The sequence below is a fragment of the Acinetobacter sp. 1125_18A genome, assembly GCF_052824985.1.
The window spans coordinates 1-15,713 of record NZ_VTDG01000002.1 but is presented as its reverse complement, the minus strand read 5'-3'; the positions used below and the strand labels follow the sequence as shown (position 1 = coordinate 15,713).

Annotated in this window: 19 protein-coding genes and 1 pseudogene; 16 read left to right on the top strand and 4 right to left on the bottom strand. The window is 36.6% G+C overall.

Annotated elements, in window-relative coordinates:
* Positions 1-137: 137 nt before the first annotated feature.
* Positions 138-962 (bottom strand): hypothetical protein, encoded by an 825-nt coding sequence (locus FY049_RS02960; RefSeq protein WP_446083176.1) that lies wholly within the window; start codon positions 960-962, stop codon positions 138-140.
* A gap of 226 nt (positions 963-1,188) precedes the next feature.
* Between FY049_RS02960 and FY049_RS02955 the strand changes: the two genes are divergently transcribed.
* On the top strand, positions 1,189-3,516 hold the full coding sequence (locus tag FY049_RS02955) for a hypothetical protein (RefSeq protein ID WP_446083175.1): 2,328 nt from the start codon (positions 1,189-1,191) through the stop codon (positions 3,514-3,516).
* Positions 3,517-3,522: 6 nt separating this feature from the next.
* On the opposite strand, the gene FY049_RS02950 is transcribed toward FY049_RS02955, so the two are convergent.
* Positions 3,523-3,753 (bottom strand): helix-turn-helix transcriptional regulator, encoded by a 231-nt coding sequence (locus FY049_RS02950; protein ID WP_335954509.1) that lies wholly within the window; start codon positions 3,751-3,753, stop codon positions 3,523-3,525.
* A 681-nt stretch (positions 3,754-4,434) separates the two neighbouring features.
* Here FY049_RS02950 and FY049_RS02945 point away from each other — a divergent pair.
* The 3 genes from FY049_RS02945 to FY049_RS02935 all read left to right on the top strand — a co-directional run bounded on the left by FY049_RS02945 (position 4,435) and on the right by FY049_RS02935 (position 6,352).
* Positions 4,435-5,364, top strand: coding sequence for a YagK/YfjJ domain-containing protein (locus tag FY049_RS02945; RefSeq protein WP_446083174.1), 930 nt, complete (start codon positions 4,435-4,437; stop codon positions 5,362-5,364).
* An 85-nt stretch (positions 5,365-5,449) separates the two neighbouring features.
* Positions 5,450-5,713 carry a hypothetical protein gene (locus tag FY049_RS02940; RefSeq protein ID WP_446083173.1) on the top strand — a complete coding sequence of 88 codons (264 nt, stop codon included), beginning with the start codon at positions 5,450-5,452 and terminating at the stop codon, positions 5,711-5,713.
* A gap of 69 nt (positions 5,714-5,782) precedes the next feature.
* On the top strand, positions 5,783-6,352 hold the full coding sequence (locus FY049_RS02935) for a hypothetical protein (protein ID WP_446083172.1): 570 nt from the start codon (positions 5,783-5,785) through the stop codon (positions 6,350-6,352).
* 36 nt (positions 6,353-6,388) lie between these two features.
* On the opposite strand, the gene FY049_RS02930 is transcribed toward FY049_RS02935, so the two are convergent.
* Complete coding sequence (locus tag FY049_RS02930; RefSeq protein ID WP_446083171.1) at positions 6,389-6,619, bottom strand: hypothetical protein; 231 nt, start codon at positions 6,617-6,619, stop codon at positions 6,389-6,391.
* Between the two features lie 80 nt (positions 6,620-6,699).
* Positions 6,700-7,020 carry a pyrimidine/purine nucleoside phosphorylase gene (locus tag FY049_RS02925; protein WP_446083170.1) on the bottom strand — a complete coding sequence of 107 codons (321 nt, stop codon included), beginning with the start codon at positions 7,018-7,020 and terminating at the stop codon, positions 6,700-6,702.
* A gap of 543 nt (positions 7,021-7,563) precedes the next feature.
* Between FY049_RS02925 and FY049_RS02920 the strand changes: the two genes are divergently transcribed.
* The 12 genes and pseudogenes from FY049_RS02920 to FY049_RS02865 all read left to right on the top strand — a co-directional run.
* On the top strand, positions 7,564-8,604 hold the full coding sequence (locus tag FY049_RS02920; RefSeq protein WP_446083169.1) for a hypothetical protein: 1,041 nt from the start codon (positions 7,564-7,566) through the stop codon (positions 8,602-8,604).
* Positions 8,601-8,936 (top strand): hypothetical protein, encoded by a 336-nt coding sequence (locus FY049_RS02915; protein WP_166783502.1) that lies wholly within the window; start codon positions 8,601-8,603, stop codon positions 8,934-8,936. Before FY049_RS02920 ends, FY049_RS02915 begins: the two co-directional genes overlap by 4 nt.
* 127 nt (positions 8,937-9,063) lie before the next feature.
* Positions 9,064-9,321: a hypothetical protein gene (locus FY049_RS02910; RefSeq protein ID WP_446083168.1), complete on the top strand. Its 258-nt coding sequence runs from the start codon at positions 9,064-9,066 to the stop codon at positions 9,319-9,321.
* A 12-nt stretch (positions 9,322-9,333) separates the two neighbouring features.
* Positions 9,334-9,483 (top strand): hypothetical protein, encoded by a 150-nt coding sequence (locus FY049_RS02905; RefSeq protein WP_446083167.1) that lies wholly within the window; start codon positions 9,334-9,336, stop codon positions 9,481-9,483.
* A 21-nt stretch (positions 9,484-9,504) separates the two neighbouring features.
* Positions 9,505-10,173, top strand: a complete 669-nt coding sequence (locus FY049_RS02900) for a hypothetical protein (RefSeq protein WP_446083166.1) — start codon at positions 9,505-9,507, stop codon at positions 10,171-10,173.
* A gap of 68 nt (positions 10,174-10,241) precedes the next feature.
* On the top strand, positions 10,242-10,574 hold the full coding sequence (locus tag FY049_RS02895; protein ID WP_446083165.1) for a hypothetical protein: 333 nt from the start codon (positions 10,242-10,244) through the stop codon (positions 10,572-10,574).
* A gap of 101 nt (positions 10,575-10,675) precedes the next feature.
* On the top strand, positions 10,676-10,966 hold the full coding sequence (locus tag FY049_RS02890) for a hypothetical protein (protein WP_446083164.1): 291 nt from the start codon (positions 10,676-10,678) through the stop codon (positions 10,964-10,966).
* Positions 10,967-11,053: 87 nt separating this feature from the next.
* Positions 11,054-12,084: pseudogene (locus tag FY049_RS02885) on the top strand (DUF932 domain-containing protein).
* Between the two features lie 130 nt (positions 12,085-12,214).
* The gene (locus FY049_RS02880; RefSeq protein WP_446083163.1) at positions 12,215-12,343 is read left to right on the top strand and encodes a hypothetical protein; all 129 of its coding nucleotides are present in this window, start codon (positions 12,215-12,217) and stop codon (positions 12,341-12,343) included.
* A gap of 96 nt (positions 12,344-12,439) precedes the next feature.
* The gene (locus FY049_RS02875) at positions 12,440-13,504 is read left to right on the top strand and encodes a YqaJ viral recombinase family nuclease (protein WP_446083162.1); all 1,065 of its coding nucleotides are present in this window, start codon (positions 12,440-12,442) and stop codon (positions 13,502-13,504) included.
* 110 nt (positions 13,505-13,614) lie between these two features.
* A complete protein-coding gene (locus tag FY049_RS02870) occupies positions 13,615-14,544 on the top strand; it encodes a recombination directionality factor (protein WP_446083161.1) in 930 nt (309 codons plus the stop codon).
* Between the two features lie 542 nt (positions 14,545-15,086).
* On the top strand, positions 15,087-15,713 hold a 627-nt coding region (locus tag FY049_RS02865), incomplete at its 3' end, for a POTRA domain-containing protein (RefSeq protein WP_446083160.1).

Below are 15,713 nucleotides of genomic sequence, written 5' to 3'. Positions count from 1 at the left end.
ATTGAGATTCGACACCTTTAATCAAAATCGGTAACTTCTTCTTTTTCAAGACCTGTGTCAGATCAAGTCGGAACTAATACAGTTTAAGTTATCTATTACAGGACAAACCTAAACATAAAGGTTCAGCATACCTACTTTTAGTATCTGTTCTCATTGTTTCGAGTTGTGATGATATTCTTTTTGAGGTCATCTTGATCTGCAATCGTTTCATTTGTTGGTTTACGGTTAGGATTACGAGCGGTAAGTGGTATTGAAACTTTTTTTGCTGTCACTATTGCTACTTGGGCTGTAGATTTTATTTGTCTTTTTAGATTTAGTAATTGTTCTCTTTCATCTTGGTTTGGTAAACGTGTGCCAATGAGTGCATTAGGATTTTGCTCAACCATTTCTTTTGTTTGTTTGATGCATCCAGTATCCCCACTTTCTGATTCGGGCGAGGTCATTGCATTGTAGATAGATTCTGTATAGTTAGAGTGGCTTTCAACCTCATTTACAGAGCTCGTTTCTCTATTGATGTTTTGACATGACTCTAAATGCACCTGATTTTCGTTCTCAAATTGCATTAGTTTTTGAGCGTCTTTATTCCTATCAGTTAAATTTTTTTTTTGCTTTGCTTGAATTTCACTTTCATTTTTGTGTGTGTTGAGATTGGTTTTCGAGAGCAAATGCTGTCGATAGCTTGCAAGCTCAGCAAGATAGTTTTTTTCACGCTCATAAGTTAAATCTAGCTGTTTTTGTAGAGCAATATTTTGCAAATGAAGAATGTTTAAAATATGTCTAAAATTTTTATCATCAGTTATCTTTAATTTCTTGATCTTTGATGCCGTAATAATTCGTAAGCCATCTTCTAAATTTATTTTTCCATCTAAATTTATAAAGTTATACTTTTTGTTTAGATAGTAAATCTGCGACCTGGTGAGACCAGTTTGTTCACTTAGCTCAATAACTGTCACTAATTTCATAATAAAATAATGTCTAAAATATGTTTAATTAGACATAATTATATCAATGAATATCCTTAACTTTTATCAAAAAAATGTTAGATAGTGTACTTCAATTAATTTTTGTTAATTATAATAAATTTTCATGGTTATAATATTAAATTTAATTGTGATTAATATAAGGTATTGGTTTTGGTGTATTCTTTATCTATGCCACGTAATATATAGCTTTCAGGTTTAAATTTTTATGAATGATAAGGTATCTCTTCAATTCATTAGTAATGACGATCTCTTTAAACTTTTGATTCATAGAGTTCCAAACTTCTATTTGGAAGCGGACAGGTGTAAAGTTGAAAATGGGCAGCAAATATATAAGCCAATTAGCATGTATAAAGAGAGCGTTAATGTACTCGAAGCCTTGGAAAGATTTGTTATTGACTTAAAAGAAGGAGCACTTCCTTCTGTAGATAAGGTTATATTGAAATCAAAACATGTTCCTTCGAATAACGAGTATTTAAAATATTTTGATGATCTGAAATTTCTAGACGATATGTTTGATACAACTTATATTCAATTGAGTCAAAACTGGCAAAGATATATCGATTTTTTAACAGGTGATTGGGAGGGAATCGGACGTTATCAAAACAGCGAGTTTATCAAGAATGTGCCATACATCAACTTTATCGGTCAGCCAGACTATACTCAACAATGGGATCCATGGAGGTTTTCAAGAGAAAAAGCAATTAGACTTCAACATGCTTTTTTAAAAAATATTGATGTGGACTCTGAAAGCTTAGATTATAAGCAGAAATTACAGGAAGCATGTCAGCAGTTTGATGAGTTGCTTAATAAACACCAAAAACTTTATACATTTGCAGTTGATTTAAGATTCATACGATCCCTGAATATGGAAAATAAAGAACCATTAGGAATGTTATTAGAAAAAGTGATGAAAGATAGGGAGGCTATACAGTTTTTTTTAACACAGCAAGTTTCAGATGTATTTCAAATTTATACTAAGCTTGAACATGATTTCCAAAATGGCTTAAAGCTTTCATGTATCTTCATTTGTAAATCTAATGTGGAAAGTAATCACAACACGTTGATCAGTGAATTGAATGAGTGTTTGGCCCAAGCCTTTCAACAGTATCGTATTGAGGTAATCAATGGTAATAAAATAATTAAGAAACATGCGCATGAACAGGCTATTGGGTTAATAAAACGAAAAGATAAAGAACAGATAAAACTATTTAAATATTGGGTGCTTAGTTATTTTTATCGAATCGATTCATTTGTCAAACTTTTCCATCCTACTAAAGACTTTGAAATAAATAACATACTTATCAATTCAATTAAGGGCTTGTGTGAAGAAGCACCAGCATTCGGAAATGCAAAGAAGAAGAAAATAGATTCTTTTGCTGATGTATTATACAGCTGGAAATCACCTGCGAGTATCTGGAAACTAAGCTATGTGCCTCAACGATTAAACGTGAGTCAGATTTTTTACAAAGAACTTTGCGCTGAATTTGGTGCTCCTCAATACGGTGCATTGCTATTCCAGATTCAAGTCCTTATAGAAACGATGCTGAAAAAAAATGACATAGCTTTTAATACGTATCACAAAGATGGAGATGCAATCATAAATAAAAATGATTTGAAGGATATGTCTACACGAGTCGGTCAGCAATTTCTTTTCATTATAAAGTACCTATCTAACTATCCACATGCTTTCATAGAGTTGGATAATTTATTTCAGAGAATGGGGAGAGGGCTTGGCCTAGCAGAGATACGAATATTTATATCCAATGTTTTTTACATATTTCATCAATCCTATATAAGCCAGCCTTTAAGAGTTAGTTTTTTAGAGCAGCTCAATCAAAATCTTTTAATGATTAAGAAACAAGTCATTTGTAATCGAGCAAGTCGTGAAATTAATAAAGATGAATATCAGCATGCTTACGATCTTTGCGCTCATCGACAAAATGAAGCGACCAGATATATCAGTTCCGTATTAAAGCAAGATTGTTTATCTTACCGAGTCACTATTCAGGCGCGTATCTGTAGTAGTGATTTTAAACAGAAAGAGTTCTCTAAACTTTTTACAGATTTTATGCGCTCAGCAAAAAGAGCCAAGCCTTGTAGTTGGTTGCGAGGGTATATGGGGATTTGGCAGGAGGTTGTAAAGCTGTCAGAATTTGAAATTGATCTAGTCATATTTTTTAGTGAAAAATGCCAACCCGAAAAAGAAAGGGTGGTTGAGATGTTGAATATTAGATGGCAGAATTTTTTAAGAGAAAAAGCAAAAATGATTTTAGGATGGGAAAATCTAGAAGAAAAAACCGAGCTTGAGTTTTACGGGGCTATAAGTTCAAAAAATATGATGTGTTCGGTAGATGTATTTAATAGAAAGCAACATCATACACAAGGTATTTATCTTGAAGCTTCGAATGTAAAGATGCAAAATTTATTTCTAGCACAGGTAATCCCATTTTTTGCATATCGTGACTTTTTTCGACCTGCTTTAACTCAGAAAGTCCCTAAAGTCTTTATTAAGGGGGCAATGCTAAAAACATAGAAGTCTTTAGCGTTGAGCAAGTTTAGATTCAATCCATTCATTAATTTCAAAAGCGGACCAACCAACCCGATTTGTGGTTAAGCGAACCTGTTTGGGAAAGGTGGAGTCATAGTAATCTGATTTAGGGTCTAACAAACTGTAGATTGTGGCGCGGCTTAGACCTGTAAACTCTGTCACTTGTTTAATGTTGATGATTTTGTTCATTACGAGAGTTGTTTGAGTTAAAGACGCATTCATGGTTTATTCCTTTCGAGAAATGCGTGCGTTATTTGCACATACCATGGGCGACTTAATAAAAAATAAATGCTTGTGATTTTTAATGGAAATAAGGTTGGGAGATGCCATATCAGACTGTTTGTATTGCCCTAGTAATGTGTTGCTTATATGGTTGATAAATCAAAATTTGAAATCTAATTTTTTTAGAAATTTGTACTTTAACTTCCGCTTGAACCTCTAACAATTATGGCTAGGGAATGCCGATAGGTTTGAAATTATGCTCTCGGTAAAGTTAGGGTGCTCAACTCTTTAATATAGTGGGTATATGATATTATTAATATTACTTATCTATACTATTAGATATAATTACCCATACTAGGTATATGACTTATACTCATATATCTATATATATATCTTAGAGTAGTAATACTCAATGTATATTGAACTATACTTATAGAAATATATTTGTAATATCTTTCTAGTTTATCCATTATCATATTACAGATATTGATTATAACCGATCTCATTCCAGTCCATTAGTTCATCTATCCTCGATACTGGAATTCAGACACATTCTAATTTTCTCTTATACTAGTTCGAGTAGTGGAACAAACTACTCGAATAGATTACTTTCCTAATCAAAATTTCGTTTAAAAAATAATTGAATTGTTCTACCTATGATATTCAAATAGGTAGACTCTGATGACAAATGAAATATTAACAGTAATGGCGATTGAACAACTCCAGCAAGACGTCGCTCGTATTCATGACCAAACACGGTGTGCGGTCTGGAAGAAAGAGCAATTACTTAAAGAATGCGTACAACGTTGTTGTGAGCTGATTCCTGCGTTTCTAGAACTAGACGCATTAGGATTCCAGCTTCAGTTTCCAATATCGAATTTTAGACGGGTAGTATCTGTAATACAGACTCTTTGTCAGACACATCAGCTAAGGCCACAAGCAGTTCATTCTAGTCCTTATTGGTTTGATGTCATTAAGGTACTTTATATCGGGCAATGGGAGTGGAAATTAGATCACAAGGCATTCTATGCACAAGAGGTCAATAACAGTTTGAGTATGGAGTCTTATCTCAGAGAGGTCTTACAACGCAATTGTAAGTCATTGATTGTTCGAGTAGACCTGAAGTACAAGCAAGCGATTAAGGCTACTATTTCTATCGCTGAGGTCCATTTACACCTATCGAAACTATTAAAGCGGATATCAGATCGAGATACTTGTTTTAAAGACTTAATTGGTTATGCATGGGCTTTGGAGCAAGGTGGGAAGTGTGGTGGGTATCATATTCACTTACTTCTGGTCTATAAGGGTTCAAAGCATCAAAACGGTTGGTATTTTGCTGATCAAGTTTCGCAGCTGTGGAATAAAATTACTGAAGGTAAGGGCTGTCACTTTAATTTGCATGATAAGGAATACCGTAAAAGTTTTCTTGAAAATGGGATGGATGGCTTGGATAAGTTGGTCAGAGGGGATGAGTCCAAATTACAGAACGTACTCCGTATAGGACGGTATTTCACTTGCCCTAAAAAATATGAACAGCGTTTGCGTATTAAAAAGAAGCGAATGAAAACCTTTGATCATGGGCAACGATGGTTATCCATTGAAGTGTGTTAGTTAAGGCAATCGCTTAAACTTTTTTCAAAAAAATTAAAAATAATTGCATTGGTCTTCCTATGAATTTAACTATAGGAAGATCGTCATGCAACCAATGAATTTCACCTCTCTCGAACACCTAATTGCTCCACGTCTAGAACGTGATGTTCATGAACTATTCTTGAGCATACGAAGTAAACGCGGTGAATATGATGTTAATCACTGGCATAAACGGCTGTTAGAAGATATCCAAAATTGGCACTTGCTATTTGCAACCAATGACTACCGTTATGGATTTTGGTTAGAGACCTTGATGAATTGTTATCGAGCCAGCCAATTTGAATCAGGAATACGCTGTGTGAGTGATTAAGATCAAGCGAGTCAGCTTGTAGTCTTAACTCTAGCAAAATTAGAACGTATATTCCAAAGTGCAGATATTTTGGAAATAATTAAAGAACAAAATGAAAGACATGTTAAGCAAGTTCAACGCTATCAGGATGAGTATGACAAAGTCACTCAGTACTGTTTTGATCTGAATAAAATTAATCTGATTTGCGCATATCAACCTGAACTTGCGGGCACAATTTCTATTTTAGAGATGAATAAACATATTCAACACTTTAATAAACATATTAAGCTACAGGAATATTTTCCAGTAAATTATTTGTATTGGTATCGACGAGTAGTCCGTATTCCAGAAAAAAATCAATACGTCATGCTCTTATCTATCACGGTCAATGCAAGAATTTATTCAGATACTTCTTATTATGTAGATCGATTGAAAGCGTTATGGAGTTTCTCAACAGGTTTTAAGGGAATGGTGATTGACCTAAATGATGATATTAACCAAAGCCATGAGCTGGTCAGTCAATTGTTTACAGAGTTTGATGATCAGGAGGATCTAGATGGTTTGCTCAAGCGTGATATTGTCAATACCAGCAAAGACTCAATGGGTGTTCGAGTATGGCCTATAGGTTTTAAACACTTTATTGGAACATCAGGTAAATGATATTGAAATTAAAGGATGGAATCAATCCGCCATCCTTTAATTTTTACTCAGGTATTGTGAGTGCAATACTTGTAAAGCGAGTTGATATGCAAAATTACGGGAAATGGATTCAGCCACAAAAAAATCTTGAGGTGGTTTAAAGTCTAAAGTGTGTTTGCGGTATAGAATCTTTTTGCCTGAGTGCTGATCAAGAAAGGTGAATTCATTATATGGGTGGGAATATTCTTGCCCATAGAGTGGACCACCAATACATTTGAGTCGCAACATTTATCTCCGTCAAGCTTTGCTACCAGTACATTATAGATCAGAACAAAACACTAAGATTCTAGATATAACAAATTTATTGTTCATTCAAAATGACAAATATAATCTACGACTTCACTGGTTTTAATCTTGAATTGACTATGGGCTGGGATTTGAAACGATTCACCAGATTTATAGATTCTTATTTCAGGTGCATGACCAATTTGCACACTACATTCTCCAGAGATAATTTCAATACGTTCAGCTAGATGAGTTTTAAATGTTAGGGGATCCTCGGATGGCAGAATTACACCTAAAGTTTTTTTAGTTCCATCTTTTAAAACAATAACATGGCTGATCGATGCGCCATTAAAATGAACATTGGCTTTCTTTTTTATTGAAATAAAATCAAATTGCTCTGTCACAGATTACTTCCTAAATGTTTATAATCGATTGAGCCTATTTTAATAAATAGCATTCACTCATTTCAATATTTTAAAACTAGTTAAATTTAAAACAGTTTAAAGTTGATCTGCACTTTCATTGTGGCGTGTAGAATAGCCTATCTATATCTAAACGTATTGACACCATTTACATCGCTGATTATCCTTAGCTTACTGGCCTACATTTGCCAGACGGTCGTCGCGGACCGTATACGACCGCATCAGAATTATTCCTTTCTGAGGGATAGTTTTATGTGTACCTCTCGTTCCCTCCCGTTGCGGTAGGACGGGAGAGGGACACCTATGGTGTGCTGGTTGTCGTACCAGTCCGCGAACCCTCTTTCGTTCTGCCACCATAAATCTCAAATGCTTTGGCAGAATTCCGACAGATCAAGGAGTTTGCTATGCGCACTATTGTCTTTTTATTATTCCCTCACTTCATTTAAGTGTTGCTGATGTCTTGTGCTGAGCAGGATATAGCAACGAACAAATTAAATAAAAAACTTAAATTGAAGTGAGGTGATCATGATTCATGGCCGTATTTTAACGACATGTTTACTGCTGCCTTTGTGTATCAGTGCATGCTCGAAACAAGATTCCAAACTTTATATCCCCGATAAAGAAGATCAACTGTCAAAGCGTATAGATGTAACTGCTCATCTAAGGCCAGTTGTTATTGCTGGGCAAAAGATCACAGCTTTGCATTTAGATAAAATGAGTGACGAAAGTTTTTTACAAAATTTTCAAAACTATATTGTGGATACAAAGGGCGCAAAAAAATCATTTATTGCGTTAAGACAGCAATTAAAACTCCGCCCTGATCAGATCCTTTTATTTGGGGTACGAAAAAAAGATTCCATTGGAATCCCTATTGTCGATCTGGCCAGCCCTGATTTGTTTAGTCGCGCGAATAGCTTAGCCATCCAGCATTTGGCTTTGCTTAAACGTAGTTCTATTCCAGAAAAAGATCCCTATGAAACAACAGATATTTATCAACAGCGTGTCAAAGCCAAACAGCAGCAAACTGAGAAGTTGACAGCAAAAGCCAATATTGATTTAGGTCGTATTGAAGATGCTTTGAACTTTAGCAATCGCTGGATTGAGATTCCTGATTATTTCGACCAGTTGAATCGAATTGATTATGATGCTGATCAAGCATTATTAACCATCCAAACCACAGCACCTGTAATTCATGAAGATGATTTGAGGATGGCATCTGAAGATGGACTTATCCGGCGAATACGCTTTCAAGTTAAGACATCAGTAGAGCAAGCTAAAAGTTTAATTAGCGCATGGGATAATCGAGAAAAAGCCTCAGTCTATATGGCCTTTGTATTGGATTATCAAGCTCAGGGATTAACGATCAATCGCATTGTACTGATGGAGTATTTGGGGATGGATCAACAGTTTCGAGTGATTGAGCAACTCAAACCTCAACAGATTTATGTAGAGGATGTAAGACCTGATTTAACCTTGGTACAACAACAGGTGATACCACTGCAACAGATCAGACCCTTCCAATTTGGAATGTCCACATACGCTGAAACCCAAGGAAAAGCACCATGAAAATAAAGGGTTCCTTAATTAGTTTGATGTTGATGGCAATGATTTGTTCAGGCTGTGGCTTATCTGGAGAAGAGATAGTCCCACCCAAAGCCGATGATGTTTTAGAGGCATTAAGACAGCAAGATGAATCAGTTGTGCAAATTCAACTCAAGCAATGTCAGCGCTCTAATATGTATGAGGGGCAAGAGCGTGCACACCCTTATTTTGATTTATATCACTGTGCAGTCAAGGTTGAGCGTTATGACCCGATCCTCAATCAAAGTTTTATAAAAAATGAAATCTATATATTGAATTTAACCACATCAAATGGCTGGACTGTTGGTTCGCGCTGATGTCTTCTGGATTGATTTCCTCAATGCTCAATTGAATATAAAGAAATTTCAAATACACATTACCTCAGTGAAGCCATAACGCTCTAAGAGTAGGCATTAAAAACATAAGTATATATGAGAGGATAGAATGAAATTAAAACTCATTTTTTCATTGTCAGGCAGCGTATTGTTAACCGCCTGTAGCAGTTCATTTGAATCTGAATTTAAGGATGGTTGCCGTAACTTTGGTGGCAATCGTAGTTTCTGTTCATGTAGCTATAACAACGTAGAACAACATTATGGTGAAGATCGACTTAAGCAGATCAAGAACCCCATGCAATTTCCTGAAGATTGGGAAGATCAAGTACAAGAAGCAGGTTTAGCCTGTATGTCTGAATTGAACTAGGAGGGGTTAAACATGAGAAATATATTGATCACTTATCTACTGATCATGTTGGGCTACTGGTTCAAATTGATCTGGAGCTTTCCTGCGGGTTATTCCAAGGCCTATCTCTTGGGCAGAGCATTTGTCTGGCCTTTTATCTTTTTAGAATGGCTATTTTCTTAAAACTCATCAAGAAGCATAACAATGAAAAATACAACTCAAAGTCCCACACCAAAACCTTACTGGAAAATCATCGGCGTAGTTTTGGTTTTAGTAATCATCGGTGCTTATCTATTGAACCAGCATCTACAACGTAAAGCAGAGCTACAGTTAGCACAGTTGGCAGTAGAACAGACCAAAGCCCAAAAAACTCAAACTGCTGACGTAGCCCAAGTTTCATCTGAATCAGCCGATCAAACTTTACCTGAAGATGCAACAACACAAACTGAGCATTTAGGCCCTAGTGAAGATGACGTTGCTGGTGCTTTAGCAGTGGTTGAAGAGGCGAAATCCTCACAAAACTCTGCGACTGAGCATTTAACCATGCAAATCGATTCTGAATACCATGACGGAAAAACCTTAAGTTCGAATGCTGCCAAGTACGGTTTAAAGCCAATCAAAACTGCACCAGCTGATCTTAAGGCAACCGTTTCAAGTATTGATCAAATGTTAGCGTCACATCTCATGGAGGTTTGGGGACGATCTAGCCCAGATCAGGTGGCTAAGCGTGTTGAAGGTTGGAGTCAGCAGGGCAACAGCATTACTTACCGTGCAGCATGGGACTCAGATCGTTATCAATGTACATGGTATGTGGTGCGTTGGAACCAAAATAACAATCAAGTTTTAAGCGAAGGCTATAAACCTTGTTTTTAAACAATTAACTTTTTTAGAAATTGAATTTTAAAACACCTTTATATCTATTTAGAAACAGGAATATCACGATGAAAAATATTAAAATCATCAGCTGTGCTTTATTCAGTTTATGGATGACAACTGCTGTTATGGCAAAGACAGAACAAATCGTTTTAAAAAAAGATCTGGGATTTGGTGAGGAAGCAGTGATTTTTCCAACCAACAAAGGTGAGGTGATCCTTAATCGTTATGCACTTTCTGCAACAGTTGTCAAACAAATCAAACCTTATAAAAAAGGGCAATGTTTAGAAGTTCAATCTCAACATGGATTCTTTAAAGATACTGGTGATGGGCAATATATCCAGAGTATCCGACCATGTAAAAGTCCATCAAGTTTGGCCATACCTAAAGTCAATCGATAAGCTATACACGTTTAAATCTAAATCAAATCAACCCTAAAAACCACGAGCTGATGCTCGTGGTTTTTTTATGTCTATTTCTTCATAAATCAAGGAAAAAAACCATGCAGCAATGCCCCTATTGCCATTCACCGCATGTGCAATTGCTCAGGCAAAGTCAACAATCACAATCCAAAACTAAGTTCACGTTCTCATCGTGCTCACCAATGTCACTGGCAACGGTAGGTATGCAAATCTCTAAACGGCTGGGGATTAATCCCTTTGTAGGTGGTTTTATTGGTTTAGCCGCTGGAGGGATGTTTTTACTCTATATCCAACAGCAAGACAATTTGATCACCCTGCATTACCAGTGTGAGCAATGTCAGGAACACTTCGAAATTCAACACGCTGAATGAATCTAACAGTCAACAAAAATCTCACTCTGAAATATTCACATTCAATTGATTAAATTCATTATTCACTTAAAAAGAAGGAAAAACCTTATGGCACATCAACTTGAACAAATGGCTTATGTCGGTCAAACCCCTTGGCATGGTCTAGGTAATCAACTCAGCCCAAATCAATCGATTGAAGTCTGGGCGCACAAGCAGGCATGGATTGGCAGATTGAAAGCTCCAATGTCAGCTATATGGCAGAAAATCACAAAGGGCAAAATCTTATTCTTCCTCACGATGAGCAACGGGTTTTATATCGCTCAGATACCAATGCACCTTTATCGGTGGTCAGTCAGCGTTATCAAGAAGTGCAGCCTAAACAGATATTAGAGTTTTATCGTGACCTCACTGAGCAATCCGGCTTTGAATTAGAAACTGCGGGGGTACTCAAAGGTGGTAAGAAATTCTGGGCATTGGCGAGAACAGGGCAAAGTACTGCACTCAAAGGCAAAGATGTCAGCAATGGCTATATTCTGTTAGCCACGGCTTGTGATGGTACGCTCGCCACAACAGCACAATTTACTTCAATCCGAGTGGTGTGTAATAACACCTTAGCTATTGCACTAAAAGGTCAAGATGCAAATCGAGGTGTGGTCAAAGTCCCTCACAGTACCAAGTTTGATGCAGACAAGATCAAACAACAGTTGGGTATTTCTGTACGGGCATGGGATGAACACATGTATCAAATGAAACAGTTGAGTCAACGTAAAGTCACACAGCAAGAAGCGGCTGCTTATTTTGATGCCGTGTTTAATAACAGCAGTTTGAGTATCGCTGAACAAGATGAACGTTTTATTCAATATTACAGACAAGGTGCCAATAGCACAGAAGCCAATAAAACAGAACCGAATGGACGAGCCATGTCTAAAGTCATGACCATGTTTAACGGACATGGGAGAGGTGCGGAACTATCCTCAACCAAAGATACTGCCTATGGTCTGTTATGTAGTATCACAGAGTTTTGTGACCATGAACGTCGAGCCATGAGTCAAGATCATCGTCTGGACTCAGCATGGTTTGGTGCAGGGGCAGGCTTAAAACAACGTGGGCTGGAACAAGCCTTAAGGATGATTGCTTAAAACAGGTATCGAGGTTTTATTTAGACAATATCGCCATCACGCAGAGAATTTGATGACAGATGATAGTCTTGAGTACAAATTTAAGATTGGGGATTTAGTGGTTTTAATCTACCCCATTCAGGATGTGCAGGTGAGGACAGTAGATGAAATACCACACCCTCAATATCTGGTCTTAGATAGATATCGGCATATCTACCATACTGACTTTATCCGTCTTGCAAGGTTTGACGATATTAAGCTGAGTTATCGTATCGACTGAATGCCGTTTAAACATACAGATTTCAATCTTAATCCCATGCCAAAAAAGCATGGGATTTTTTTATGTCTTTCATACTAGAAGTTAGAGGAATACATCATGAGACAACATAGCGCAAATTTATCCCAACCCAGCATAGGTCCTGTTGTAGGATCAAAAATTTATTCATTACCTTCAAAACGAAAAAAGCAACCCAAACGCCTAGCTGAAACCAAAACCATGTCACAAGCCGAATGGCTCAAAGTGCGAAAACAAGGCATTGGCAGTAGTGATTGTGCCGCAGCCTGTGGACTGAATCCCTATATGTCGATGTTGGAACTGTGGATGATTAAAACAGGACGGATTCAACAAAATATTGAAGATGAAAGTGAAGGGCATGCGCCCTTATATTGGGGCAAACGGCTTGAACCTTTGGTCGCTGAATACTATAGCCTGCATACCAATTATAAAGTACGTCGAGTCAATGCGGTATTGCAACACCCTGAACCTGATAAACACTTTATGTTAGCCAACGTGGATTACTCCGTGGTCGGTGATGCAGATGTACAAATTCTCGAATGTAAAACCGCAGGGGAACATGGTGCCAAGCTTTGGCGAGATGGTGTACCTCTATATGTACTTTGCCAAGTACAGCACCAATTGGCAGTCACAGGCAAGAAAGCAGCACATATTTGTGTACTGATCTGTGGGCATGAAACCCGAATCTTTAAAGTGACTCGTTCGGAATCAGTGATTCAACACATCATCCATGCTGAACGACATTTCTGGGAGTGCGTGGAAAAAGATACCCCACCTGATGCCGATGCATCTGAATCAGCAGCCAAAGCCTTACAGCAGCTTTATCCAGAACATGTGCCACTCAGTACTACTGACCTATCCGAAGATGAACAAGCCAATCAACAATTTGAACAATTAATTCAGGCACGTCATCAAATTGAAAAGCACCAAGAGCAATTTGACTTACTCAAACATCAACTCCAAGCCAAGATGCAACAGGCTGAACGTGCAACATTCAGCAATGGTTCAGTGACATGGAAGAAATCTAAAGACTCAATCAGCTTAGACAGTAAGGCATTACTCAAACAGCATCCTGAATACCTCAGCCAATTTCCACAAAACAAACAAGGTTCTAGACGCTTCAACATATATACAAACGATGATTGAAAGGAATTTAGCCTAAGTAATTTGAAACGAAATAAACATTTAAAAGTCCCATACCAGAGCGTATGGGGTTTTTTTATGTCTCATTAATTTATTCAAAAGAGAGAAATACCATGATTAAAGGTTTAGCGATTACACCACCCATACTCGGTAAAATCAGTATAGGTAAAGTCGTCGAAAAGAATGGAAAGCGACTGCCTGAACGGGATGATCAATTTACCATTACCAGTCAAATCCAAGGCAAAGATGGATGGGTGAAACATCCACTCGATGAACAGCTTCGTGCCAAAGCACCGAATCAAAAACTTCGTACCATTCCAGTACGGATGATTTTTAATGATCCCGAACTTAACCTTCGAGCGGAATACACCTTATTTGATCGCCAAACAGGACGACCTGTATGTATTGGCAATGGAGAGACTTGTCAAAGGCAAACCAACCAAGGCGTAGAACAATACCCATGCCCATCACCAGATTTATGTCCACTAGCACAAGGCGGTAACTGCAAACCCTTCGGCCGCTTACATGTGAATCTAGATGAGTCGGATGAACTTGGTACATTTATTTTTAGAACGACTGGATTTAACAGTATTAGGACTTTGGCAGCGAGACTCAGTTATTACCACGCAGCATCGAATGGTTTACTTTCATGTTTGCCTTTGCAATTGACACTGAGAGGTAAGAGCACAACACAAAGCTATCGAACGCCTGTGTATTACGTCGATTTAACTTTAAGAGATGGTGTCAATCTTCAACAAGCCATTCAAACGGCTACGGAGATTGATCAACAAAGCAAAGCTTCAGGGTTTAACCAAACAGCCTTAGATCAAATAGCATGTCAGGGTTATGGCAATGCGCGATTTGAAGTAAATTCTGAGGAGGGACTGAATTTAATCGAGGAGTTTTATACTGATGAAAATTGTGAATCTGGACAACAGTCTACAGACTCAAAAACTAAAATAAAGTCTAAATTGAATCAGGTCGAATGTTCTGTTCAAGATATTCAGCAGGGGCTACAGCAATCGGTAAGGTCTGTAAACTAAATTGAAGGAGACTTTAAAGGTTCCCCTGTACTTTATTATTATTCTTTTATTAAACTTAAAATAAGTGTTGTAATTGTGATTTATTATGCTTAATATTTAATTATTGTTAGATATATCAAGTTTTATGTGCTCATGGTTTCCCCAAAACATGAGCATCTTTTTAATCCCTTTTATATACCCTGTACTATAATCCATGGGTATTTTTTTATTTAAAGAGCAGGATCCTAATTTTTTTAAATATAAAATGCACAAAACAAGTTCATTTTGCATTTTAAACGAACTAAAAAGATACAATTATTTATGTGGTTTAAATAATAAAAAAGATTTAAATACTATTAAATAATTTAAAACAGGTTTTAATTGAATAAATTTATTGTTTATAAGTCACTTAAGTTGATATTATTTGTGAATTGCAAAAGAATAATTATGAACATATTGTGAATTATTAGTAAATAGTTGTATGTTTGTGTAGTTCATCTAACAATAAATTTATTCATGATTACTATGAAACCGCTTAAAATTAAAAAGTTATTTTTTTACCATTGGTTTACGCTTACCCAAGTTTATTATACGCTGCAGATATTTCTTCAACTTCTGGTATCGTGGATTTAACACCAGAAATCATTCGTCAAGATCAGCGTTTAAATGAACTCGAAAAAAAGTTAAGCAATGAACATATATTAGTAGCCCCACAACAAAAGATTGAAAAACTCAGTCGTGATCATGTTGTTGTTGCTGAAACACCATGTTTTGAAATAAAACAGCTCCAATTCATCATTAATGATCCCTTACAAAGTAAGAATCAAAATATTTTCAATGGTTTGTTCTATGACTTAAATCAGCCTAAGTTTGTTATCGGGCAATGTATTGGCACTCAAAGCCTGCAAAATCTGGTGAAATATGCTCAAAACGAGCTGATCAAACAAGGATTAATTACCACGCAAATTGTGGTCAATCCACAAGATTTGACTCAAGGAAATTTGGTTTTAAATATACATGTAGGGCGTATTCACCAAATTATCTCTAAGGATAAATCTGTAAATAAAATTGAGATATTCACAGCTTTACCAATAAAAAATAATGAAATCTTAAATCTTAAAAATATTGATCAGGGCCTAGAAAATCTAAAACGCACTTCAAATAGAGAAGTGGATATCAAGATAGAACCG

Excerpts from the sequence above, each read along its gene's own strand:
- FY049_RS02960 (WP_446083176.1), bottom strand. The coding sequence starts at position 962 with ATGAAATTAGTGACAGTTATTGAGCTAAGTGAACAAACTGGTCTCACC.
- FY049_RS02955 (WP_446083175.1), top strand. The coding sequence starts at position 1,189 with ATGAATGATAAGGTATCTCTTCAATTCATTAGTAATGACGATCTCTTT.
- FY049_RS02950 (WP_335954509.1), bottom strand. The coding sequence starts at position 3,753 with ATGAATGCGTCTTTAACTCAAACAACTCTCGTAATGAACAAAATCATC.
- FY049_RS02945 (WP_446083174.1), top strand. The coding sequence starts at position 4,435 with ATGACAAATGAAATATTAACAGTAATGGCGATTGAACAACTCCAGCAA.
- FY049_RS02940 (WP_446083173.1), top strand. The coding sequence starts at position 5,450 with ATGCAACCAATGAATTTCACCTCTCTCGAACACCTAATTGCTCCACGT.
- FY049_RS02930 (WP_446083171.1), bottom strand. The coding sequence starts at position 6,619 with ATGTTGCGACTCAAATGTATTGGTGGTCCACTCTATGGGCAAGAATAT.
- FY049_RS02920 (WP_446083169.1), top strand. The coding sequence starts at position 7,564 with ATGATTCATGGCCGTATTTTAACGACATGTTTACTGCTGCCTTTGTGT.
- FY049_RS02915 (WP_166783502.1), top strand. The coding sequence starts at position 8,601 with ATGAAAATAAAGGGTTCCTTAATTAGTTTGATGTTGATGGCAATGATT.
- FY049_RS02910 (WP_446083168.1), top strand. The coding sequence starts at position 9,064 with ATGAAATTAAAACTCATTTTTTCATTGTCAGGCAGCGTATTGTTAACC.
- FY049_RS02905 (WP_446083167.1), top strand. The coding sequence starts at position 9,334 with ATGAGAAATATATTGATCACTTATCTACTGATCATGTTGGGCTACTGG.
- FY049_RS02900 (WP_446083166.1), top strand. The coding sequence starts at position 9,505 with ATGAAAAATACAACTCAAAGTCCCACACCAAAACCTTACTGGAAAATC.
- FY049_RS02895 (WP_446083165.1), top strand. The coding sequence starts at position 10,242 with ATGAAAAATATTAAAATCATCAGCTGTGCTTTATTCAGTTTATGGATG.
- FY049_RS02890 (WP_446083164.1), top strand. The coding sequence starts at position 10,676 with ATGCAGCAATGCCCCTATTGCCATTCACCGCATGTGCAATTGCTCAGG.
- FY049_RS02875 (WP_446083162.1), top strand. The coding sequence starts at position 12,440 with ATGAGACAACATAGCGCAAATTTATCCCAACCCAGCATAGGTCCTGTT.
- FY049_RS02870 (WP_446083161.1), top strand. The coding sequence starts at position 13,615 with ATGATTAAAGGTTTAGCGATTACACCACCCATACTCGGTAAAATCAGT.